Source organism: Paraburkholderia phytofirmans, assembly GCF_046028095.1.
Classification (GTDB): domain Bacteria; phylum Pseudomonadota; class Gammaproteobacteria; order Burkholderiales; family Burkholderiaceae; genus Paraburkholderia; species Paraburkholderia phytofirmans_A.
Map to the genome: position 1 here is coordinate 159,868 of NZ_JAQQDJ010000003.1, position 20,910 is coordinate 180,777.

Consider the following 20,910-nt stretch of genomic DNA (forward strand, 5'->3'; position numbering starts at 1 on the left):
CTGGCAGCCAGGCAGCAAGCAGGCTGCAACTAGCAGGCAGCCAGGCGACAGCTAGGCAGCAACGGCCATCGGTCCGAACAGCGCGGTACGAGTCTTCGGACTCACCGCGATATCCAGCGCCACCGCTCGCTCCACACCGATCTGCAATGGCGACCCGAGCCGGCTGATGTCGATGCCGGTCTTGCGCAGCAGTCGCTCGATCGGCGTGGTGGTCACGGTGACATACCGCGTGATGCCCATCTGGTCGGCGAACGTCACCAGTTCGTGAATCGCCTGCATGGTCAGGTCAGCAAAGCCGAACGACTGCTCCTCGCCGCTGGTTTCGATCGCGAACCGGCTCAATTCCCAGATGTGCCGTCCCACCGGCGCCGCCGCGCCATGCAGCAACTGCGGGAAGGTGTCCTTCAGCATGTTGGGGCCCTCGGTCGGCATCAGGCGCCAACAGCCGCGCACTTGCCCGTCGTCGGCCTGGATCAGCATGTAATGCGGCCCGAGCGCGTCATAGCCGTCGATCTCCATGCCCGCGATGGTCGGAATATCCCACCCGAGCCGCCCATGAAACACCCGCGCCCGCAGGCGATACATCTCGTTAATGTCCGCGTTATCGAATTCCTGACGCATTCCAATCCGGATTGCTGTTTGCATGACGTTCTCCTGAACGTGTTGGGGTACCCAATACGCAAGAAAACTTATGCATTTTGAATGTTTCCGCCACCTACCTACCTGGATAGGTGTGCATGCTTATCGGGTAACGCAGAATTCGAGACAAGCACTGCACTCAACCGACAGGACCGAAAAAATGGAACTCCTCGAAAATCATTGGCAACCGCAAACCGGCCTTCAACTCCGTCCGGCTGAGCCTTCCACGGCGGTTGACCGCGTTCTGATCATTGCTTATCGCAAGAAGAAAAAAGAAAGCCAGCGCCGTTTCTGGGCGCGCTTCGGCGTCACCCAATCGCGCGGCAGCCGCTTCGAATCGGGTGCTGAAATCCCGCCGCCGGTTTCGATCCTGCTGGGTCTGTACTTCACCAAAACCGTGTCCGACGCCGATCTGGGCCGCGCCGAACGTGTGCTGTACAGCCGCGACGCGGCCGCCTTGCTCAACCCGGGTCAATAAGTCCGAGCTGTGCGGCAATCACGGCCGCCGCACGCCGCGAATTCACCCCGAATTTCGTCCTGATATTCTTCATGTGGAAGTTCACCACGGCTTCCGAACAGTTCAGGATGTGGGATATTTCCCAGGTGGATTTGCCGCGTGCGGTCCATTTCAGGCATTCGCGTTCACGCGGCGTTAGCTTGGGCAATAAGGTCTGAGCGTGCGTATTCAAATGGCGCTGACTGGTATCGATTACCAGGTCGCGCAATAACACCAGGTTCGGCAATGCCTCGTTGATATGGCGCCAGAATTCGTCGTTGGGATTGTTGTCATTGACGAAGCACATCATGCCGGCTTCCTGGTTCGGCCCGTGAATCGGCAACGTTATGCCGGAGCGCAACCCGTGCGCGCGGGCTTCCTCGTACATGGACAGCTGCGGCGCGGTCTTGAATATATCCGGTGACCAGATCAGCGGCACGGCACGCGTCGCGCAATGCGCAACGGTCGGATCGATGTGAACCAGTCCCTGCTCGTCATAAGTACGTCGCCAGGTGGGTGAGTACGTGCTGCGCACGTAAGCGTCTTCCAGACGAATGGTCGGGCGCGGCAGCATGGCGATCAAAAGCCTGTCGAAGCCCCACGTCTCGGCAAGGCCCGCGATTGCACCGAACCATTCCGCTTCGTCGGCGGCGTTCAGTAGCGGTGCCATCTGCTCGATAAAATGTAGCGACAATTTTTACTCTCTCAGGCTCACAGACATCCCGTTGCGGTGAATTGCGGTACGGCATTCCGTCCGATGGTTTTTTGTCTTCATAATCTATCACCAAAATTTATTTCGCAAAGCGAGAACTGATTTTTAACAAAATGCTCGCGAGGGTGATTTGGTGAGAATGCGCATGAATCGCTCTTTGTAACTGATTTTCTGATCGAAATAACATTCACCGATCGTTTATGTGGTTAATTTTCTCGTGGTAGCCGATTTGATGCCATTCACTGGACACATTATTGCGAAGCATTTTAATAAGCGGCCGCTGCCAAAATTTCAGTCAAAATCGCACTGATTGCCGATATGGTTTGTTCCAATGCGTCGCGATCTATCGCGAGATAAGTGTCGCAACCAAGCTCTATTGTCATACAAAAGCAGCCTCGCGTAGTTTGCGCCGTTCGCGATCCATGCGAAGAATTCGCCAAGCGGGCTCTCAGCAAGTTGTTTGACAACATTCTCGACCCAGTGCTACCGTAAGCGCTCCGCTCACGGTGCGATCCATCATGAACGAATCCCCGATCCGCGACGACGAGTTGGCCGCTTCGGTCATGGCTGTGCCGCCGCTCGCCCGCCGCGCCGACTACACGCTCGACGCCGCGCAAAATCGCGCACTGATCCGCCATATCGAAGCCGGCGGCGTCCGCACCTTGCTGTATGGCGGCAACGCGAATCTGTATCACATCGCCGTCAGCGAATATCGGGATTTGCTCGACCTGTTGGCCGACGCCGCGGGCGAGGGCACGCGCGTGATTCCGGCAATCGGCCCGGACTACGGAAAAATGTTGGATCAGGCGCGCATCCTCGCGCAAACCCGTTACCGGACGGCCATGGTGCTGCCGCTCGGCGGCTTCACGACGTCCGAAGGCGTCGAGGCGGGCCTCACGCGCATCGCCGATATGGCGGGCATGTCGCTCACGCTGTATGTCAAAAGCGAGAATTACATCGACGTCGATGCGTTGGCTCGCCTGATCGATCGCGGCACGCTCATCGCCGTGAAATACGCGATTGTGCGCGAGAATCCGGCGGACGACCCTTACCTGCGCCGGCTACTGCAACACGTACCGGCGGCCAAGGTGGTGTCGGGCATGGGCGAGCGGCCGGCGCTCACGCATCTGCGCGAATTCGGCCTTGCCGCATGGACCACCGGCTCAGGATGCATCGCGCCGCGCATGGTCACCGCCTTGCTGCAAGCGGTCAAAACCGGCGCTCGCGAGACGGCGCAACGTCTTTACGACGCCTTCCTGCCGCTCGAAACTTTGCGCGACGACATCTCACTGATTCGCGTGCTCCACGACGCCGTAACGTATTCCAGGATCGCCGACATGGGGCCGATTTTGCCGTTGCTCAGTTCGACGCCGCCCGAGCATCGTGCGAAGATCGAGCACGCCGCGCGGGTGCTGCTCGCGTTGGAGCATGAATTCGCGCAAGCCAACCCCTACCTCGAGCCTTGAACGCCAGCATGACCGACAACAGCCTACGCTATCCCGATCCCTCCATCCGCGTGCTCGATCCGCGCTTCAAACCGTTGATCCTGGCTTCCGCGTCCGTCGAGTGCCTGTATCACGGCGCGCGCTGGTCCGAGGGCCCGGTCTGGTTCGGCGACGGCCGCTATCTGCTGTGGAGCGACATTCCGAACGACCGCATCCTGCGCTGGGACGAACCCACCGGCACGGTGTCGACGTTTCGCCAGTCGTCGAACAATGCCAACGGCCATACGCGCGACCGTCAGGGCCGCCTCGTCAGTTGCGAGCACCTCACGCGACGCGTCACGCGCACTGAATACGACGGCTCGATCACCGTGCTCGCCGACCGCTATCGCGGCAAGCGCTTCAATTCGCCGAACGACGTGGTCGTGAAATCGGACGGCTCGATCTGGTTCAGCGATCCGACCTTCGGCATCGACAGCTTCTATGAGGGCGAGCGGCAGGAGTCGGAATTGCCGGCGTGCGTGTACCGCATCGACGGGCAATCCGGCGAAGTCACCGTCGTCGCCGACGACGTGCTCGGTCCCAACGGTCTGGCGTTCTCGCCGGACGAGTCGGTGTTGTACATCGTCGAATCGCGCGGCGAGCCGAATCGCAAAATCCGTGCATTCGACGTCGAAGGCACCGGCGGCGCGCTGTCGAACAACCGCGTGCTGATCGACGCGGGCCCGGGCACGCCGGACGGCTTTCGCGTCGACGTCCACGGCCATCTGTGGTGCGGCTGGGGGATGGGCACCGACGAACTCGACGGCGTGCGCGTCTTTACGTCGCAAGGCGAGCCGCTCGGCCACATTGCGTTGCCGGAGCGCTGCGCGAACGTATGCTTCGGAGGGCGCCATCGCAACCGGCTGTTCATGGCGGCAAGCCACGGGCTCTATTCGCTCTACGTGAATACGCAAGGCGTGCAAGGCGGCTAGTTGCCTGACAAGTTGTCGTCAGAGTTCATGCGCAGCTTCGGGTTTGCCCTTGGATGCAGCGCGCAAGCCGTTGAGCGGCAAGCATTCATCACGAAAACTGCGGTTTTCGCGAGCCTATTGCCGCCACGAGTATTTGCTTGACATCAGCTGTCCCGCTTCGCTATGTTCCTTTGGTAGAAAGACACCGCCCGCAGCGCATTCGACCGGCGGACTTCCATACCAAGAAGCGAGGAGACGCAATGACTGTTTCAGACAGGTTGGCGCTCAGGCTGGTGTCCGTATGTCTCGCGGCGAGCGCCGCTTTCGCATCCGCCGCGCACGCGGCCGACCCGGTCACGCTCAATATCGTCGACGTGGCCGGTGACCTTCAACTCACGCAAAAGGGCTTCGAGGCCTTCAAGGCGAAGTACCCGAACCTCGTCGCCAATCTCACCTTCACGAATGCGCCCGCGCCGCAGTTGCCCGGCAAGATCAAGGCGATGCAAGGCGCGGGCCGCTCCGATATCGATCTCGTGCTGACCGGCACCGACGCGCTCGCCGCGGGCATCGAACAGGGTCTATGGATGAAGCTGCTGCCCGAGAACGCGGCGGCGTTCCCCGGCGTGCTCGACAAATACGCGCCGGGCCCGCGCAAGATGCAGGATCTCGCGCAAGGCTACGGGCTCGAAGTGGCGTATATGCCCGCCGGCCCGCTGCTCGAATACAACCCCGCCAAAGTCAGTGACCCGCCGAAGACGCCTGAACAATTGCTGCAGTGGTGCAAGGCGCATCCGGACAAACTGATCTATGCACGGCCGGCGAATTCCGGTCCGGGCCGCACGTTCCTGATGGGCTTGCCTTATGTGCTCGGCGACAAGGATCCGCAGGATCCGATTCACGGCTGGGACAAGACGTGGGCCTTTCTCAAGCAGCTGAACGATTGCATTCCTTACTATCCGGGCGGCACGTCGGCGGTGATGAAAGAGCTCGGCGAAGGCACGCGCGACATGACCGTGACCGTAACGGGCTGGGACATCAATCCGCGCGCGCTCGGCATCGTGCCGGCGGAATTCCGCGTGCAGGCGTTCGACAACATGACGTGGGTGAACGACGCGCACTACATGGTGATTCCGAAAGGCGTGCCGAAGGAAAAACTCGACGTGCTCTACAAGCTGATGAACTTCATGCTCGAGCCGGCGCAGCAGGCCATGACCTATGACGACGGTTATTTCTATCCCGGTCCGGCGATCAAGGGTGTGAGCGTCGAGCAGGCGCCCGCGCACAGCCAGGACGTGCTGAAGAAGTACGGCCGGCCGGAGTACGCGAAGCTGCTGGCCGAGCGTCCGCACGTATTGCCGCTGAATGCCGCGGCGATGGTTGCGGCTTTCAAGAAATGGGACACCGAGGTCGGCGCGCAGAAGACCAAATAGCCTTCGCGCCGGCCGTGCACGCACGCATGCCGTCTCGATCCCCACGTGATCCATGACGGCGCACGCATCGCGCGTATCAGGAAACCGCCATGAAGCATCACTTTGAGCAGTTGCGGCTCGACTCGGTGAGCCGCAGTTTCACGAATGCGGAAGGCCAGGCGATCGCGGCACTGCGTGGACTCGATCTGACCATCCAGCGTGGCGAGTTCATCGCGCTGCTAGGGCCGTCGGGTTGCGGCAAATCGACGGCGCTCAATTGCATCGCCGGATTGCAGCCGTTGAGCAGCGGCGGCATCTGGCTCGACGACAAACGCATCGACGTGCTGCCGCCGGAGAAGCGTGGCTTCGGTATGGTGTTTCAGAACTACGCGCTGTTCCCGCACATGAGCGTGCTCGACAACGTCGGCTTCGGTCTGAAAATGCGCGGCATCGGCAGGAGCGAAGCCGTGCGCCGGGTGCGCGAAGCGCTGCAACTCGTGCAACTCGTCGGACATGAACGCAAGCTGCCCGGACAACTCTCCGGCGGCCAGCAGCAACGCGTCGCGATTGCGCGCGCGATTGTGATCGAGCCGCCGCTGATTCTGATGGACGAACCGCTATCGAATCTCGACACCAAGCTGCGCATAGAAATGCGCGCGGAGATTCGCCGCATCCACAGCCAGCTCGAACGCGCGACGCTCTACGTGACGCACGATCAGGACGAAGCGCTCTCCATGGCCGATCGCATCGTCGTGATGAGAGAGGGCGTGGTGCAGCAGGTCGCCACGCCGAAAGAGGTCTATACGCGGCCGCAGAATCTGCATGTCGCGCGCTTCATGGGCTATCGCAATGTGGCCGAGTTCGAACTCGAAGGCACGCAAGGCGAAGGCGTAATGGTGAGCGCGAACGGTGTGCGTCTGCTCGGCACGCCGATGGCCGGCTTCAATAGCAAACGCGTGAGCGTCGCGCTGCGTCCCGAGGACATGGAGCGCGCCGCGCCCGGCGCGGAGAACGCCTTCGACGCGTTGGTGACGACCGTCGAATACGGCGGCCGCGATTCGCTGCTGCGCGTGAAGACCGCGTTTGGCGATATCTGGGCGCGCGTCGGCGGAGAATTCGAAGAAGGCGAGCGCATCAGCCTGCGCGTGCCGCCGTCGCGCACGCTTGTCTACGACGCAGAGGCGGCATGAATACGCCCACGCTGTCGCCGCCGCTGGTGCCGCGCGATGCCAAGGCGTGGCTGGTCGCGCCGGCGTTGCTCTTCATCGTCGCGTTGTTCATCTATCCGTTCGCGTACGGTCTGGTGCTGTCGTTCCGGCCGATGAACGGCGGCAGCGTCTGGGCCAACTATCTGGCCTTCTTCACCGACACGTCGATGTGGCCGACGATTTTCGTCACGCTCAAGCTCTCGGTGCCGGCCACGCTGATCAACGTCGGTGTCTCTGTGCCGGTGGCGTTCGCGCTGCGCCGCTACTCGCGCTATCAGAAGTTCGTCACGACGCTGCTGGTGATTCCCGTGACCCTCGGCACTGTGTTGATCGCCGACGGCATGCTCACATACTTCGGCCCGAACGGCTGGTTTCCGCAAGCGTTGCAGGGCCTGCATCTCTATACGCGCGAAGTGCGCCTCACGCATAACTTCTGGGGCGTGCTGATTTCGCTGATCGTATCGGGTTTTCCGTTTGCGTTTCTGTTGACGCTCTCGTACGTGACCGGCATCGACCCGACGCTCGCCGCCGCGGCCGCGACGCTCGGCGCGAGTCCGTGGCAGCAGTTTCGCCGCATCTACCTGCCGCTGCTGGTGCCGGGGCTGACCATGGCGGCGTGTCTGTCGTTCGTGCAGGCGTTTTCGGTGTTTCCATCCGCGGTGCTGCTCGGCGTGCCCGCCGGGCCGACGCGCGTGATGTCGATCGCCGCCGCCGAAGCCGCGTTCGAAAGCTACGATTATTCGCTGGCGTCCGCGATCGCGATGGTAATGGGCTTCGTACAGTTGCTGGTGGTTGCCGCGCTGCTCGGCGCGCGCCGCTTCTTCTACAGCGGTCCGGCAACCGGAGGCAAAGGCTGATGACGACCGATCATCACGCGGCGCAGCCTTCGTGGTCCGCGTCCACATCGAACGATCACGACGACGGCGCGCGCGAGCCGGAAAAGCGCACCGGTCACACCCGGCAACGCACCAGCGTGCCCGGCCGCATCTGGCGCGTGCTGGTGTGGGGCGCGATGGTGTTCTTTCTCGTCAACGTAGTGCTGCTGATCGCGACCGTCGCGGTCAATTCGATCGCGACGCGCTGGTTCGGCACCTTGCTGCCGCAGGGCTTCACGCTGCACTGGTATGCGCAGGCGTGGAGCGACTTCCAGTTGGCGAGCGTGTTGTGGGTGACCGTCGAAGTGGTCGGCGCAGTCGTGCTGCTGTCGGTCCTGCTGGGCGTGCCGGCGGCGTATGCGCTTGCGCGCGTGCAATTTCGCGGCAAGCGCATCGCGATGCTGATCTTTCTGTTGCCGCTGATGGTGCCGCCCGTCACGTACGGCATTCCCATGGCGACGGTCATGTACAAGGTCGGCCTGGCCGGTACGCTGAGCGGCGTGATTCTGGCCAACCTCGTGCCGGCGTTGCCGTTCGTCATTCTCGTGATGACGCCCTTCATCGAGCAGATCGATCCGAATCTCGAAGCGGCGGCGCGTATTTTCGGCGCCAACACGTTCCGCTATTTCCGCTACGTGCTGCTGCCGCTGCTCGTGCCCGGCATGCTGGCGGCGGGCTTGCTGGTGCTGGTGCGCACCATCGGCATGTTCGAACTGACTTTTTTCACTGCCGGCCCCGCGACGCAAACGCTCGTGGTCGCGCTGTACTACGCTGTATTTTCAACCGGCGTGCGCGCGCCGCAATCGATCGATGCGATGGCGATGATCTACATGGCGATCACGTTGATCTGGGTGCTGATCGCACTGCAATTCGTGAGCCCGACGCAGATCGTGTCGCGCGTGAAAGAACAGAAGCGCTGAATACGCCCGAACATAACCCGCTCTCGCGGCATGGCGAAAGACATCGTGGAGCAGACGTTGACGAAGCGAAAGACACCCGAAGAACTGCGCAGCCACCGCTGGTACGGCGTGAACGATCTGCGTTCGTTCGGCCACCGTTCGCGCACCGCGCAGATGGGCTATGACCGCGAGGAATACGCCGGCAAACCGGTCATCGCGATTCTCAACACGTGGAGCGAGATCAACGCTTGCCATACGCATTTCAAGCAGCGTGTCGAGGAAGTGAAGCGCGGCATCTGGCAGGCCGGCGGCTTTCCGGTCGAACTGCCGGTGCAGACGCTCTCCGAGCCGTTCCAGAAGCCCACCACGATGCTGTATCGCAACTTCCTCGCCATGGAAGCCGAGGAAACGCTGCGCTCCTATCCCGCCGACGGCGTCGTGCTGATGGGCGGTTGCGACAAGACTACGCCCGCTTTGCTGATGGGCGCGATCTCGATGGACTTGCCGGCGATCTTCCTGCCCGCCGGCCCGATGCTGCGCGGGAACTGGAACGGCACGACGCTCGGCTCCGGTTCCGACGTCTGGAAATACTGGGCCGAATTGCGCGCGGGCACGATCACGCAGGACGACTGGCAAGGCATCGAAGGCGGCATTGCGCGCTCGCCGGGGCACTGCATGACCATGGGCACCGCGTCGACCATGACGAGCGCGGCCGAAGCACTCGGCTTCACGCTGCCCGGTTTCGCGTCGATTCCCGCAGCGGATTCCCGTCATGCGCAGATGGCGGCAAAAACCGGCAAGCGTATCGTCGAGATGGTGTGGGAGGACCTCAAGCCGTCCGACCTGCTTACGGCAGGTTCCGTCGATAACGCTGTGACCACCTGCCTCGCGCTGTCCGGCTCGACCAACGCGATCGTGCACATGATCGCGCTTGCGCGCCGCGCCGGCATCGAGTTGACGCTCGATCGCTACGACGACATCTCGCGCCACACGCCGGTGTTGGCGAACGTTCGTCCGACTGGCACGTATCTAATGGAGGACTTTTTCTATGCGGGCGGTTTGCGGGCCTTGCTCGCTGAACTGGGCGAGCTGATCGACCGTTCGCAGAAGACCGTCAACGGCCGCACGCTCGGTGAGAATCTGGAAGGCGCAGAGATTTTCAACGACGACGTGATCCGCCGGCGTGACAAGCCGCTGCTGCCCAACAGCGGGCTCGCCGTGCTACGCGGCAACATCGCGCCCGACGGCGCTGTGATCAAACCCGGCGCCGCCGAACCGCATCTGCTCGTGCATACCGGGCGCGCGGTGGTGTTCAGGGACTACAACGACATGGCCGCGCGCATCGACGACGACGCGCTCGACATCGACGAGAGCTGCGTGATCGTGCTTCAGCATGCGGGACCGGTCGGCGCTCCCGGGATGCCCGAATGGGGGCAATTACCCATCCCGCGGAAATTGCTGCAGAAAGGCGTGCGCGACATGGTGCGCATATCGGATGCGCGGATGAGCGGGACGAGTTACGGCGCGTGCGTGCTGCACGTCGCGCCGGAGTCGTTCATCGGCGGGCCGTTTGCGTTGGTGGAGAGCGGCGACATGATCGAGCTCGACGTGCCGCGACGCAAACTCAATCTGCTGGTGACGGATGATGAACTCGCGCGTCGGAAAGCTGCGTGGGTCAGGCCGGCGCCGCGCTTCACGCGCGGCTACGGCGCGATGCATCAGGTGCATGTGATGCAGGCGAATCAAGGCTGCGATTTCGATTTCCTGCAACGCGGCGGCGCGCACGCGGCCCCGGATGCGGAAGCCGCGAACAATACGGGCGAGCCGGAGATTCACTGAGTCATTAAGGGCCGTCGAGAGCGCAGCGCGTCGACAACGTGGGAACAGGGCGCGATGCGGCTCAATAACCGCATCGCGTGAATCCTCACTTCAATAACCGACGCGATACACGCGGCCAGTCTGCGCGCCTTCCACGCTGCGCAGATAAGCCATCGCTGCGCGCTGCGCCGTCACGGGCTCGAAGCCGCGGAAGTAGGGTGCATAAGCGTCCATCGCTTCGGTGAGGACGGTCGGGCTCACCAGGTTGATGCGAATGCCGCGCGGCAATTCGATCGCCGCGCCGCGCACGAAACCTTCGAGTGCCAGATTGACGGTGGTCGCGCTCGCGCCTTGCAGAATCGGTTCTTCGGCGAGGATGCCGCTTGTCAGTGTGAACGAGCCGCCGTCGTTCACATATTGCTGAGCCGCGAGCACCACGTTGACCTGGCCCATCAGCTTGTCGCGCAGGCCGACCCAGAATTGCTCGATGCTCATCTCGGGCAGCGGACCGAAATGCACCTTGCCGGTCGCGGTGACCACGCCATCCACTTTGCCGATCTCGCGAAAGAGCCGCTCGACGCTCGCCGGGTCGGTGCTGTCGACGTGGTATTGCCCGCGCGTCGCGCCCACTTCGATCACTTCATGGCGCGCCTTCAGCTCCGCGCTCACCGCCTGGCCCAGCGTGCCGGTGGCGCCGATCACGACGATCTTTTTCATCTACTGCTCCGTTGAGGGTTGACGTGCAGTCGATTCTGCCGATGTTTGCCAGAGGGAAATAGCCTCGTCCACGTGCAGGTCCTGCAACCGTGAGTTTCTAATCGAAGTAAAAGCGCGCACCGCGAATCAAACGGTGCGCGCTTCGCAATACACGGATTAATTAGGGCTCGCGCCAGAATTCAAACACGGACGCAAATGCGAACATTGCGCGAATGTTTATTTCACCCGATGTAATTCGATCAGCCTGGTAGGGCGCAAATGATTAAGGGCGTAATGAATGCGGCCACGGTCCTGACGGTTGCCGACCGGACGGGGATCGTCGTACTGATGATCCGCCGAATATGCGCCCTGCGGCGCGACCATACCTTTGTCGATCACCGTGTAGCCTGGTTCGAGCGCGAGCAGCAGATGATTGCCGCCAACCCGGCTGTCGAAGCCGGCCATGCCGTCGAGCGACTCGGGCACGCTGTTCGTGAGGGTCGCATTGCTGGTGGTGATTTCGTCGGGCGAGATCGGGCTGTGGCCCGCTATGCGCGCGGCTTCGAGGTTTTTGCCGTCGGTGTCGACGGTGCTGTCGTGAGTGCGGTCGTTGTGCAGTTCCGCGGTATTCGCGCCGCTCGTGGCCGCCGGTTGTGTCGCGTCTGCTGGCTTGTTGATATCGCTGTTCATCATGCATTCTCCTTTGAAGAGGACATGGTGTGACATGCAGCAAAACCCGTTCCGCCTCGCACAAACCCTGATTCACCTGTTCTTACTGCGCTTTGTCCGCAGTTGCATGCGCAGTGGCGAGTAAGGTATTCGGCTGGCGATTGCGTCCGCGATTCTTTTCGATTTTTTTAATGGACGCGTATTTTCTACAGAGTATGATCTTACTCCGACGAGCGAAGCGCGGTTAAATTGGAAGACATTCGGTCCGGCTATTTCTTGATGGCCGGTAGCACCGTCTGCGCGCCACTCAAAACATTTTACGGGGCCGTCAGGGCGGGTGACACATGCACTTCGATGCTGCATTCACACATCGCGGCTATTTGTTAAATTGCGCGCCCGCGCGCGCGGTCGATGGCACTTGGCAACCTTATGTAGTCATCTCCCGCTCGAGCGACGGCGAACTGGTCGCCAACCGTTTTTTCCCCACCGACTTGCGCTTTCGCGAGGAAGCGGCCGCCATTGCCCATGCGCGCGATTGGGCGGTGCGCTGGATCGACGCGAGTAGCGTGACCATCTAAACGCCTCCGGCGGCAGTCGTACCGTGCAGGCTCCGCCGTCGAGCGGGGCTGCGCGAGCCGCGGCAAAACGCGGTAATCTCTCGGCATAATCACTTCGAACCGTGCTCCCGCACGGCGCTGTCCTTTTATGCCTAACGTGCCTACCCAGAACTGGGGCCTCGAACAGATCGTCGCCGACTTGCGCGCGTCGCGTGAACAATTGCATCGCACGCGGCATCCGCTCGGCATTCGCGAACTGCCGTCGCGCGAAGCGGTGATCAACATCGTCGCCGGCCTGCGCGCGGCGCTGTTTCCCACGCACTACGGCGCGCCCGATCTGACTGACGAGACCGTCGACTATTACGTCGGCCATACGCTTGAAAGCACGCTACGGCTGCTCGCGGAACAGATTCGCCGCGCCCTGCGCTTTTTGCCCGAGTTCGGCGAAACACCGGACGTCGATCTGCAGGCGCGCGCGTTCGATGTCGCGCGTGAATTCGGCACGCAATTGCCGGGCATTCGCGCGTTGCTGGTCAGCGACATTCAGGCGGCTTTTACCGGCGATCCGGCCGCGCAGCACATCACCGAAATTCTGCTTTGTTATCCGGGCGTGTGGGCGATGACGCATCATCGCCTCGCGCATGCGTTGCATCGCCTGGGTGTGCCGTTGCTGGCGCGTTTCATCAACGAGATCGCGCACTCGGCAACCGGCATCGACATTCACCCGGGCGCGACGATCGGGCCGAGCTTCTTTATCGACCATGGCACGGGTGTCGTGATCGGCGAGACGGCGATCATCGGCGAACGCGTGCGCGTGTATCAGGCCGTGACGCTCGGCGCGAAGAGTTTCGCCGCGGATCTCGACGGCACGTTGGTCAAGGGCAACGCGCGCCATCCGATCGTCGAGGACGATGTCGTGATCTATGCCGGCGCGACGATTCTCGGGCGCGTGACGATCGGGCGCGGCTCGGTGATTGGCGGCAATGTGTGGCTCACGCACAGCGTGCCGCCGGGCAGCAGCGTGTCGCAGGGCAAGATCCGCGAAGGCGAGCGTAGCGATGAGGGGCGGCAGTGAGAGGCAGCAGTGAGAGGCGGCTCCGTTCGCGTGTGCTCGTGTGTTTTCATGCGAAGGCGAGCGTACCGACAACCGGCAGCAGCCATGCATTGCCCAGCTTGTGAACCGTCGCGTGTTCTTTCAATGCGCGAACGTCCCCTTAGCTGCTGAGCGATGACCACGCCGCGCGGCCGCGTCCACATGCCTCGCTGCGCGATTGGCGGCGTCGAAGCGACGGTGGCTGAAACGGCGCATGCGTTTCCGCGTCATTCGCACGACCGCTTCGGCGTCGGCGTGATTGTCAGCGGCGGGCATCGGTCGGCGAGCGGACGTGGGCTCGTGGAAGCGCGGGCCAACGACGCGATCATGGTCAATCCCGGCGAAGTCCACGACGGCAGTCCGCTCGACGAGCGCGGGCGCGCGTGGCGCATGTTGTATTTCGAGCCGTCGATGCTCGTCACCGCCGCGAGTGAGCTGACCGGCGCGGCGGCTCACGAGATCGAACTCACGCAGCCGGTGGCGCACGATCCTTTGCTGAAGCGTTTGTTCGAGCGGCTGTTCGCCGTCGCGGTGGAAGCGCCTGTCATGCCGGACGATCTGGCGCGCGAGGAGGCGTTGCTCGAATTGCTCGGGCACGTCGTGCGCGTTCATGCGACGCGGCCAATACGCTCATGGTCGACCGATGCATTGGGTCCGATTGCGCGAGCGAAGGCACGCATCGACGACGACCCTTCCTCTCCGCTCACACTGGCCGATCTCGCCGCCGACTCCGGCATGAGCCGTTTCCAGTTGTTGCGCGGCTTCGCGCATGAAATGGGTCTGCCGCCGCACGCATACAGAATGCAGCGTCGCATGGTGCTCGCGAGACAATGGATCGCGCGGGGCGCGACGCTTGCCGATGCGGCTGCCGCAGCGGGCTTTGCCGATCAGAGTCACATGACACGCGCGTTCGTGCGCCTGCTCGGCGTGACGCCCGCGAACTACGCCGCCGCGCTGCGCTGAGGTTCAGCCGATCCGCAGATGCTGGAGCAAAGCCGCGCCATGCACGCCATGCAACCAGACGTGCTGCCCGATAAACCACGCCGCCGCCCACGAAGCCGCCACCACGATCAGATCGCAGTGCCCGCTATTCCAGAGATTCAACGAGTGCCGGCCGGCGATCCATGGCACGCCTAATGGATTCGGCCAATCGGCGAGCAGATGCATCAGGCCGCCGCAGGCGAATCCGAACGCCGGCGCGGCATAGACCGAATGCCCGAGCCAGTGATACGACACCGCGAGCAGCGCGAGCCATCCCACACCCCAATGCGTCAGCGTGCGATGCGTGATCCACAGACGCCGCGCGCGCGACCACCACGCGACTTCCAGCCAGTCCGGCGCCGTGCTCCCAATCACACCAGTGATGAAACTCAACAACACGCCGACATGAAATGAACCGCCGCCGCCGATGCGCGCGACGATCGCCGCCGCGATGACGCCGGCCGCAAAACCGGTAGCGTGATGTGCTTTGCTGGATGCCATCAAAACTCGCGGCGGAGCGCCGCTTCATGAACAAGGGGCGGCTATGTTCGCAGATGCGCGGATAAAAAAATAGCCGGCACGCGAGTTAAAAAATTCGCGCGTCGGCATAGCCTTCAGATCGCAAGCGTGTGACCGAAGCTCAGGTCGCGCAGCGTGCAATATCGAAGCGCATTTCCGGTTCCGGCGGATCGTCCGGCGCGTTCGCGGGATGCATTACCTTGATGACCGAGCCGGCGTTCGACGGCGTCAGCGTCACGAAATACGAGTTGTTCGAATCGGAACCGACGGCGATCTCCGTCGCACTGCCGACGTGTGACGTACGCACACGTGACAAACGGCTTTCGAGGCAATCGGCGATATAGGCGGGGGCGCGTTGCGAGGACACGTACATCATCGGCAGGGACGCGTCGCGGGCTGGGCCGCTGGAAGAGCCGCAGCCGGCGAGGGCGGCGAGCGCGGCAACAGCGGGAGCAAGCAGGAGAAGTCTTTTCATGGTCCGATCGTCGGCGTCCCCGGTCGTACGCGGGAACTTGGGGCGCGGGCGAAGCGCGACGCGATAGAGCACAACGTCATGCTTCGCGACGAAGCCGCCGTTCAACCGCAACGACAACGCGACGTTGCGACGTTGCGGCAAGGAAGGCAGCCGGGCTTAGTATACCCACCGGGTGTATGCGTCGTCACTATCCGCGGCCGTCGGCATTGTGTCCAAACGTAAAGGCCACGAAAACCCGCGACGTGATCGTGTCACGCGCGGGTTGCCCGCGAAGCGAATCGAACCATTCGCTCCGCACGTATTAACTGAAAATACTTAGAAGCGATGACGCAAGCCGACTGCCGCAGCAACCTGATTGCCGGTCGACGACGGCGCGAGCGTGTTGATCGCCGCGACGTTCGAACCGAAGTTGCCGAGTTCGCCCGAAGCATGCTGATAGACGCCTTCCACGTACACGTCGGTGCGCTTGCTCAGCGAGTAGTCGCCTTGCAACGATACCGTGTGCCACTTCGGATCGCCCGAGCCGTTCGAGCCGGACATCTTGCCGTCGGTGAACGTGTACGACGCCGCGAGGCTGAGCGCCGGCGTGAGCGCATAGCGGCCGTTCACTTCGTAGTTGTCCAGGTGCAGGTTGGTGCCGGCGACGCCAGGCAGCGTCGTGCCGCCGACGTCTACGCCGGTGATGCCGTCGAGTTGCGTGTGCGTATAGACGAAGCCGACGGTTGCCGGGCCGTACGTGTAGTTGATGCCCGCGCCGTACGTGCGTTGCAGATTGGCCGCGACCGCCGCGGTGCCGTCGCCTTGCGACACCGCGCCGCTCAGGTTCGAACTGCCCGACTGGTTCAGTTGCAGGTAAGCGGCGGCAACGCTCAACGGACCGTTGTCGTACGAAGCGCCGACGCTCCACGCGCGGTTGTTGGAGAAATCGCCGGCCGAGTTGCTGAAGCCGTACAGACCGCCGAACTTCAGGCCCGCGTAATTCGCGCTCGTGTATTTGACGGCGTTCTTGATCGAGAACGAGTTGTCGAGGTTGTCGTTATCGAGCGGGTGCGCCGCGAGATTGTTGCCGTAGCCCGCGCCTGCTTCGGACAGCGGCGCCAGGTAGTCGACCACGGAATCGTACTGACGGCCGAGCGTCAGCGCACCGTACTGATCGCTCTTCAGACCGACGAAGGCCTGACGGTTGAACATCGTGTTGCTTTCCGTGTCCTGCCCGTTATTCAGGTTGAAGCCATTCTCCAACGTGAAGATCGCATGCAGGCCGCCGCCGAGGTCTTCACTGCCGCGCAGGCCGAAGTAGGTGTTCGACACCGAGCCGCTGCCTTGTTGCCAGTTGCTATGGCCGCCCTGGTTGTTCGAGTAGACGAGACCGGCGTCCAGCGTGCCGTACAAGGTCACGCTGCTCTGTGCATGGGCGCTGATGGCAACCGCGCTCAAGAGGCCTGCTGCGATGAGGGTTTTTTTCATGGTTAGATAACTCCGAGACAGTGCATGGGGAATCGCATTCCAGTAATCACCGCCAATTGCGCTGGCGGGCTGACGATCCGCTGCGCAGTGTATTCCTGCTATTCGTATCGTTAATCGCAAATGGCACAACAATGAATTTTCAAATTCGTAATGGCGTATGGGGAGTTGTGTAAGTGCGGATAAATAAAGAAAAAATCTGTTTGCCTAAGAATTGATGGATGCCGTGTCAAGATCGTATTGTTGCTCGCCCGCGACGACTCGCCGCAAACCATTAGCAGTATGGGTTGGCGTCTATTTCGAGATATTTCATCGATTTATTCTGTTTCCCGCAATGCACTCTTTCAATTCATTGGATCTATCTCAACGGATTACGGTTTTACAATTCGCGTTGCCCCTTGACCAAGGGTGTCTTTTTCATCTTTATGCGCGGCCTTCGGGCCGCGTATTTTTATGTGTTTTTTATCACCGGTTTATAAGTTCCCGCAAATGAGGAAATAGATTATTTCGATTGTCGATGCGCTTGCCGCGGCTTGTCCGTTCGTCAGAGGGCCGCATCCGCCGGGTGCGGGGCGGGTAGAATTGCGCGCTTGAGATGTGTTTCCGCCCCCGCGAACGTGAGTGAACCTGCAATGACCGATATACCCCTTCCATCGTCCGGCACCGCTGAAGATCTCACGACGGAAGGCGCGTCCGAACTGGGCGAAACCGTGCATGAAGCACGTCTGTGGCGCGACGACGGCTGGACCGCGCGCGTCATCAAGAATGAAGACGACGAAGGCTGGGCCGTCGCAATGATCAAGGACGGCGAAGCGGAACCCGCGCTCGTCGGTCCGTGGACAATGGGCCGCAACAAGAAGGATCCGAAGCCGCTGGACACGTCGGCGTTCAACACGCTGGTGAAGACGGCGTCTGAAGTGCTGCGGCGCCATGAGCAGCAACTGCGCGCGCAACTGCATAAGGAAGTGCGGGTGGCGAGCGCGGACGGCAACGGCGAACTCGACATCACGCTCGACATCGTTCCCGACGAAGACGAGCCGTATGCATTGCTGACCGCACTCGATACATTCGGCGAGCAGCTCGCGCAAGTGCAGGTCGCGCCTAACTTCAAGCTCAGCAAGGCAAGTGCGGCGGCGTGGGTCGAGAACGAGTTTCGTCGTCCGGGTTAGAAGCCGTGCCGTTGCGGCCCGCGACAGGCTCGGGGCTGGCCGGCGTTGTCTCTCAAAGGCTTGGGCTTTAATTACTAAAACCTGTCAAAATACTTTCATATTCACTTCATAGAATCCTCGCGTCATAGCGGCGCGAGCGTGAACCATGTGTTTTGGGTCTGAGTGCGTGCCGGCTGTGCATTCACCCACGCTACCCAAACACTGGATCACGACAACATGGCAGAGCCGTTCGACCTTTCTCGCCGCAAGGCCCTGAAACTCATCGTGGGTGCACCGATGCTGCCGCTCGGCGGACTCGCCACGGCCTCGATGCTGACCGCTTGCGGCGGCAGCGACGAGCTGGCGACGCCGGTCAAACCGGTCGCCAACTTTGTCTCCGCGGCGTTCGCGAGCATGGCCGCGCCGACGCTGGCCGACCCGGCGGCCATGGCGAAGACCACGGTCGGCTCGAGCTTGACGGTGCAACTGAGCGACGGCACCAGTCGCGCGTTCAAGCTGGCGTATCAGCCGTTCTTCGTCACCGGCGACAGCGTGCCGAACGTGAAGGGCGGGACGATTCTTGCCGGCGGCTACTTCGACATCAACAATCAGCCGATCGTCGATAAATCGGTGGCGGGCAAGGAGCGCCAGTTCTACTCGGATTGCCCGGACGGCAGTTCGCTGATCCGCCTCGACAATCCGACGGTGAAGGGCCTCAAAGGCAACGCGGTGTTCGCCGTCGTGCAGTTCGAATACACCACGCGCGATCAGAGTCTGGTCTCGATGTACGGCCAACTGCCGTCGCCGATCGCCGTGCTCACGCTCGACCAGGACCCGGCCACCGGCAAGCTCACGCTGGCGGGCTACTCGAACGTCGATACATCGAAGGCCCATGGTTTGTGGATCACCTGCGGCGCGAGCCTGTCGCCGTGGAACACGCATCTGTCGAGTGAAGAGTACGAACCGGATGCGACGACGATCGCCAGCAACAGCCAGTTCAAGGGCTTCAGCCGCAGCTTGTATGGCGATGAAACCACCGCGAACCCGTATCACTACGGGCATCTGCCGGAAGTCACCGTGAATCCGGACGGCACCGGCACGATCAAAAAGCACTACTGCCTCGGCCGCATCTCGCACGAACTGATTCAGGTGATGCCGGACAAGCGCACCGTCCTGATGGGCGACGACGCGACCAACGGCGGCTTGTTCATGTTCATCGCGGATCGCGAAGCCGATCTGTCGGCGGGCACGCTGTACGTCGCGAAGTGGACGCAGGTGTCCGCGCGCGGCGCGGGCGCGGCGACGCTGTCGTGGATCAGGCTGGGTCACGCGAGCAGCGACGAAATCGAGGCGCTCGCCAATCAGTTGCGCGCCAGCGACATCATGGACGTCGCGACCAAAGACCCGCTCGATCCGGCCTACACGAAGATCAACTACAACGGCACGTTCAACTGGGTGCGCGTCAAGCCCGGCATGACGCAGGCGGCAACGTTCCTCGAGACGCACCGCTATGCGGCGCTGGCCGGCGGCAGCATGGGCTTCACGAAACTCGAAGGCACGACGGTCAACATCAAGGACAAGGTGCTGTATTCGGCGATGTCGCGTATCGAGAAGTCGATGGTGCGCGGCAATGCCGCATCCACCGACGTAGCCGTCGACAAGACGATCAGCGCCGGCGCGGTCTACGCGCTCAACATGAAGGGCGGCCAGCGCGACCGCAGCGGCACAGCGATCGACAGCGAATGGGTGCCGGTGGACATGGCCGCGCCCGCGGCGCTGGTCGGCGAGGATCTGTCAGCGGCCGACGCGCTCGGCAACACGGCGAACCCCGAGCGCATTGCCAACCCGGACAACCTCAAGTTCTCGGAGAAGCTGCGCACGCTCTTTATCGGCGAGGACAGCGGCATGCACGTAAACAACTTCCTGTGGGCGTACAACGTCGACACGAAGACGCTCGCGCGCGTGCTCTCGTGCCCGGCCGGCGCCGAATCGACGGGCCTGCACGCGGTCGATGAAATCAACGGCTGGACTTACGTGATGAGCAACTTTCAGCACGTCGGCGATTGGGAAAGTCCGTTGCACGACAAGATCAAATCGACGCTCGATCCGCTCGTGCGGGCGAACTATAAAGACCGCTTCGGGGCGACTGTGGGGTATCTGACGGCGGAGCCGGCGGGGATCAGGTTGTAGCCCAAGGCGGGGGCGGGTGGCCATTCACACACAGCCCGGCGGTCACCCGCCTCCTCAACTCCGCTTGCAAAAAATCGCCGTAATCAGCGGCGCCACGCGGTGCACGATCGCCGTGCTGCCGGTGCCGGCAATCGCTTTCCGCACTTTGGCCTCGCTGCCGAACACCACGACGCCGTAGGCCGAACGCGCGACCGGCTCGCCGTCGCCGACACGGAACATGGGGTCGTCTTTTTCGTAGCCGACCACCGCGAACACCCGAAAGCCGTATGCCGTCAGATCCGCGCCGGACGTTGGCGAAAAGGCGTTGATCGAGTTGCTCTCCACACGCGTGGGCTTCGGGTCGATCATCTGTTGTTCAGCGAGATCGGCGATGAACTGATGGCCGCTTTCATTGCAGGCGAGCGGCGCGTCGAGCGCGGCGGCGTAACCGGCGAGTGGCGACGCGGCGGCCACCAGAGGAAGGAGTACAGACGAAAGAAAGCGTTTCATAAGCGTGGACGGCCACCTGAATCGATGTAGTTTGTTCGCAACGGGTGGTGGCGTGAACTCGAGACCCGAAAAGATGTTGCGCATCGAAGTCATGCCCTTGACAGGCGCAACTGGTTTGTACTTTATCGCGATTCGGCAAATCCTGCTTCGCGGCCAGCACAGATCGGCAACCGACAGC

21 protein-coding genes are annotated in these 20,910 nt (G+C 62.1%); 13 read left to right on the forward strand and 8 right to left on the reverse strand.

Going from position 1 to position 20,910, the window contains the following annotated elements; genetic code table 11:
• Positions 1-51: 51 nt before the first annotated feature.
• Complete coding sequence (locus PQR54_RS09610; RefSeq protein ID WP_408245157.1) at positions 52-645, reverse strand: acyl-homoserine-lactone synthase; 594 nt, start codon at positions 643-645, stop codon at positions 52-54.
• A 154-nt stretch (positions 646-799) separates the two neighbouring features.
• Between PQR54_RS09610 and PQR54_RS09615 the strand changes: the two genes are divergently transcribed.
• On the forward strand, positions 800-1,117 hold the full coding sequence (locus PQR54_RS09615; RefSeq protein ID WP_408245158.1) for a helix-turn-helix domain-containing protein: 318 nt from the start codon (positions 800-802) through the stop codon (positions 1,115-1,117).
• Here PQR54_RS09615 and PQR54_RS09620 read toward each other — a convergent pair.
• On the reverse strand, positions 1,101-1,805 hold the full coding sequence (locus tag PQR54_RS09620; RefSeq protein WP_408245159.1) for a helix-turn-helix transcriptional regulator: 705 nt from the start codon (positions 1,803-1,805) through the stop codon (positions 1,101-1,103). The two genes, PQR54_RS09615 and PQR54_RS09620, sit on opposite strands and share 17 nt — an antisense overlap.
• Before the next feature lie 560 nt (positions 1,806-2,365).
• On the opposite strand from PQR54_RS09620, the gene PQR54_RS09625 reads away from it, so the two are divergent.
• The 7 genes from PQR54_RS09625 (at position 2,366) to araD (ending at position 10,472) form a co-directional block, all read left to right on the forward strand.
• Positions 2,366-3,313: a dihydrodipicolinate synthase family protein gene (locus tag PQR54_RS09625; RefSeq protein ID WP_408245160.1), complete on the forward strand. Its 948-nt coding sequence runs from the start codon at positions 2,366-2,368 to the stop codon at positions 3,311-3,313.
• Positions 3,314-3,321: 8 nt separating this feature from the next.
• Positions 3,322-4,263: an SMP-30/gluconolactonase/LRE family protein gene (locus PQR54_RS09630; RefSeq protein ID WP_408245161.1), complete on the forward strand. Its 942-nt coding sequence runs from the start codon at positions 3,322-3,324 to the stop codon at positions 4,261-4,263.
• Between the two features lie 239 nt (positions 4,264-4,502).
• Positions 4,503-5,672, forward strand: a complete 1,170-nt coding sequence (locus PQR54_RS09635; RefSeq protein ID WP_408245162.1) for an extracellular solute-binding protein — start codon at positions 4,503-4,505, stop codon at positions 5,670-5,672.
• Between the two features lie 89 nt (positions 5,673-5,761).
• Entirely contained in the window at positions 5,762-6,841 is a 1,080-nt protein-coding gene (locus PQR54_RS09640) for an ABC transporter ATP-binding protein (RefSeq protein WP_408245163.1), read from the forward strand.
• Positions 6,838-7,716 carry an ABC transporter permease gene (locus tag PQR54_RS09645; protein ID WP_408245164.1) on the forward strand — a complete coding sequence of 293 codons (879 nt, stop codon included), beginning with the start codon at positions 6,838-6,840 and terminating at the stop codon, positions 7,714-7,716. Before PQR54_RS09640 ends, PQR54_RS09645 begins: the two co-directional genes overlap by 4 nt.
• Positions 7,716-8,654 carry an ABC transporter permease gene (locus PQR54_RS09650; RefSeq protein ID WP_408245165.1) on the forward strand — a complete coding sequence of 313 codons (939 nt, stop codon included), beginning with the start codon at positions 7,716-7,718 and terminating at the stop codon, positions 8,652-8,654. Before PQR54_RS09645 ends, PQR54_RS09650 begins: the two co-directional genes overlap by 1 nt.
• 30 nt (positions 8,655-8,684) lie before the next feature.
• Positions 8,685-10,472, forward strand: coding sequence for an L-arabinonate dehydratase (araD, locus tag PQR54_RS09655; protein ID WP_408245166.1), 1,788 nt, complete (start codon positions 8,685-8,687; stop codon positions 10,470-10,472).
• A gap of 90 nt (positions 10,473-10,562) precedes the next feature.
• Here the strand turns inward: araD and PQR54_RS09660 are convergent, their stop codons facing one another.
• Together PQR54_RS09660 and PQR54_RS09665 are read right to left on the reverse strand one after the other, a co-directional pair.
• A complete protein-coding gene (locus PQR54_RS09660) occupies positions 10,563-11,168 on the reverse strand; it encodes a short chain dehydrogenase (protein ID WP_408245167.1) in 606 nt (201 codons plus the stop codon).
• 216 nt (positions 11,169-11,384) lie between these two features.
• Positions 11,385-11,837 (reverse strand): DUF3005 domain-containing protein, encoded by a 453-nt coding sequence (locus PQR54_RS09665; RefSeq protein WP_408246035.1) that lies wholly within the window; start codon positions 11,835-11,837, stop codon positions 11,385-11,387.
• A 323-nt stretch (positions 11,838-12,160) separates the two neighbouring features.
• Between PQR54_RS09665 and PQR54_RS09670 the strand changes: the two genes are divergently transcribed.
• From PQR54_RS09670 to PQR54_RS09680, 3 genes are all read left to right on the forward strand, one after another.
• Positions 12,161-12,394 (forward strand): hypothetical protein, encoded by a 234-nt coding sequence (locus PQR54_RS09670; protein ID WP_012426179.1) that lies wholly within the window; start codon positions 12,161-12,163, stop codon positions 12,392-12,394.
• A gap of 127 nt (positions 12,395-12,521) precedes the next feature.
• The gene (gene epsC, locus PQR54_RS09675) at positions 12,522-13,448 is read left to right on the forward strand and encodes a serine O-acetyltransferase EpsC (RefSeq protein ID WP_408245168.1); all 927 of its coding nucleotides are present in this window, start codon (positions 12,522-12,524) and stop codon (positions 13,446-13,448) included.
• 153 nt (positions 13,449-13,601) lie between these two features.
• Complete coding sequence (locus tag PQR54_RS09680; protein ID WP_408245169.1) at positions 13,602-14,429, forward strand: AraC family transcriptional regulator; 828 nt, start codon at positions 13,602-13,604, stop codon at positions 14,427-14,429.
• Positions 14,430-14,432: 3 nt separating this feature from the next.
• On the opposite strand, the gene PQR54_RS09685 is transcribed toward PQR54_RS09680, so the two are convergent.
• The 3 genes from PQR54_RS09685 to PQR54_RS09695 form a co-directional block, all read right to left on the reverse strand.
• Complete coding sequence (locus tag PQR54_RS09685) at positions 14,433-14,948, reverse strand: metal-dependent hydrolase (protein ID WP_408245170.1); 516 nt, start codon at positions 14,946-14,948, stop codon at positions 14,433-14,435.
• 139 nt (positions 14,949-15,087) lie between these two features.
• Positions 15,088-15,558 carry a hypothetical protein gene (locus PQR54_RS09690; RefSeq protein ID WP_408246037.1) on the reverse strand — a complete coding sequence of 157 codons (471 nt, stop codon included), beginning with the start codon at positions 15,556-15,558 and terminating at the stop codon, positions 15,088-15,090.
• Between the two features lie 198 nt (positions 15,559-15,756).
• The gene (locus PQR54_RS09695; protein ID WP_408245171.1) at positions 15,757-16,908 is read right to left on the reverse strand and encodes a porin; all 1,152 of its coding nucleotides are present in this window, start codon (positions 16,906-16,908) and stop codon (positions 15,757-15,759) included.
• 629 nt (positions 16,909-17,537) lie between these two features.
• Here PQR54_RS09695 and PQR54_RS09700 point away from each other — a divergent pair.
• On the forward strand, positions 17,538-18,074 hold the full coding sequence (locus PQR54_RS09700) for a hypothetical protein (RefSeq protein WP_408245172.1): 537 nt from the start codon (positions 17,538-17,540) through the stop codon (positions 18,072-18,074).
• A 216-nt stretch (positions 18,075-18,290) separates the two neighbouring features.
• Positions 18,291-20,243 (forward strand): PhoX family protein, encoded by a 1,953-nt coding sequence (locus PQR54_RS09705; RefSeq protein ID WP_408245173.1) that lies wholly within the window; start codon positions 18,291-18,293, stop codon positions 20,241-20,243.
• 54 nt (positions 20,244-20,297) lie between these two features.
• Here the strand turns inward: PQR54_RS09705 and PQR54_RS09710 are convergent, their stop codons facing one another.
• Positions 20,298-20,732, reverse strand: a complete 435-nt coding sequence (locus PQR54_RS09710) for a hypothetical protein (protein WP_408245174.1) — start codon at positions 20,730-20,732, stop codon at positions 20,298-20,300.
• Between the last annotated feature and the right edge of the window lie 178 nt (positions 20,733-20,910).

Excerpts from the sequence above, each read along its gene's own strand:
- PQR54_RS09615 (WP_408245158.1), top strand. The coding sequence starts at position 800 with ATGGAACTCCTCGAAAATCATTGGCAACCGCAAACCGGCCTTCAACTC.
- PQR54_RS09700 (WP_408245172.1), top strand. The coding sequence starts at position 17,538 with ATGACCGATATACCCCTTCCATCGTCCGGCACCGCTGAAGATCTCACG.
- PQR54_RS09635 (WP_408245162.1), top strand. The coding sequence starts at position 4,503 with ATGACTGTTTCAGACAGGTTGGCGCTCAGGCTGGTGTCCGTATGTCTC.
- PQR54_RS09620 (WP_408245159.1), bottom strand. The coding sequence starts at position 1,805 with ATGGCACCGCTACTGAACGCCGCCGACGAAGCGGAATGGTTCGGTGCA.
- PQR54_RS09685 (WP_408245170.1), bottom strand. The coding sequence starts at position 14,948 with ATGGCATCCAGCAAAGCACATCACGCTACCGGTTTTGCGGCCGGCGTC.
- PQR54_RS09630 (WP_408245161.1), top strand. The coding sequence starts at position 3,322 with ATGACCGACAACAGCCTACGCTATCCCGATCCCTCCATCCGCGTGCTC.
- PQR54_RS09710 (WP_408245174.1), bottom strand. The coding sequence starts at position 20,732 with ATGAAACGCTTTCTTTCGTCTGTACTCCTTCCTCTGGTGGCCGCCGCG.
- PQR54_RS09645 (WP_408245164.1), top strand. The coding sequence starts at position 6,838 with ATGAATACGCCCACGCTGTCGCCGCCGCTGGTGCCGCGCGATGCCAAG.
- epsC (WP_408245168.1), top strand. The coding sequence starts at position 12,522 with ATGCCTAACGTGCCTACCCAGAACTGGGGCCTCGAACAGATCGTCGCC.
- PQR54_RS09670 (WP_012426179.1), top strand. The coding sequence starts at position 12,161 with ATGCACTTCGATGCTGCATTCACACATCGCGGCTATTTGTTAAATTGC.
- PQR54_RS09650 (WP_408245165.1), top strand. The coding sequence starts at position 7,716 with ATGACGACCGATCATCACGCGGCGCAGCCTTCGTGGTCCGCGTCCACA.
- PQR54_RS09660 (WP_408245167.1), bottom strand. The coding sequence starts at position 11,168 with ATGAAAAAGATCGTCGTGATCGGCGCCACCGGCACGCTGGGCCAGGCG.
- PQR54_RS09695 (WP_408245171.1), bottom strand. The coding sequence starts at position 16,908 with ATGAAAAAAACCCTCATCGCAGCAGGCCTCTTGAGCGCGGTTGCCATC.
- PQR54_RS09640 (WP_408245163.1), top strand. The coding sequence starts at position 5,762 with ATGAAGCATCACTTTGAGCAGTTGCGGCTCGACTCGGTGAGCCGCAGT.
- PQR54_RS09665 (WP_408246035.1), bottom strand. The coding sequence starts at position 11,837 with ATGAACAGCGATATCAACAAGCCAGCAGACGCGACACAACCGGCGGCC.
- PQR54_RS09610 (WP_408245157.1), bottom strand. The coding sequence starts at position 645 with ATGCAAACAGCAATCCGGATTGGAATGCGTCAGGAATTCGATAACGCG.
- PQR54_RS09705 (WP_408245173.1), top strand. The coding sequence starts at position 18,291 with ATGGCAGAGCCGTTCGACCTTTCTCGCCGCAAGGCCCTGAAACTCATC.
- PQR54_RS09680 (WP_408245169.1), top strand. The coding sequence starts at position 13,602 with ATGACCACGCCGCGCGGCCGCGTCCACATGCCTCGCTGCGCGATTGGC.
- PQR54_RS09625 (WP_408245160.1), top strand. The coding sequence starts at position 2,366 with ATGAACGAATCCCCGATCCGCGACGACGAGTTGGCCGCTTCGGTCATG.
- araD (WP_408245166.1), top strand. The coding sequence starts at position 8,685 with ATGGCGAAAGACATCGTGGAGCAGACGTTGACGAAGCGAAAGACACCC.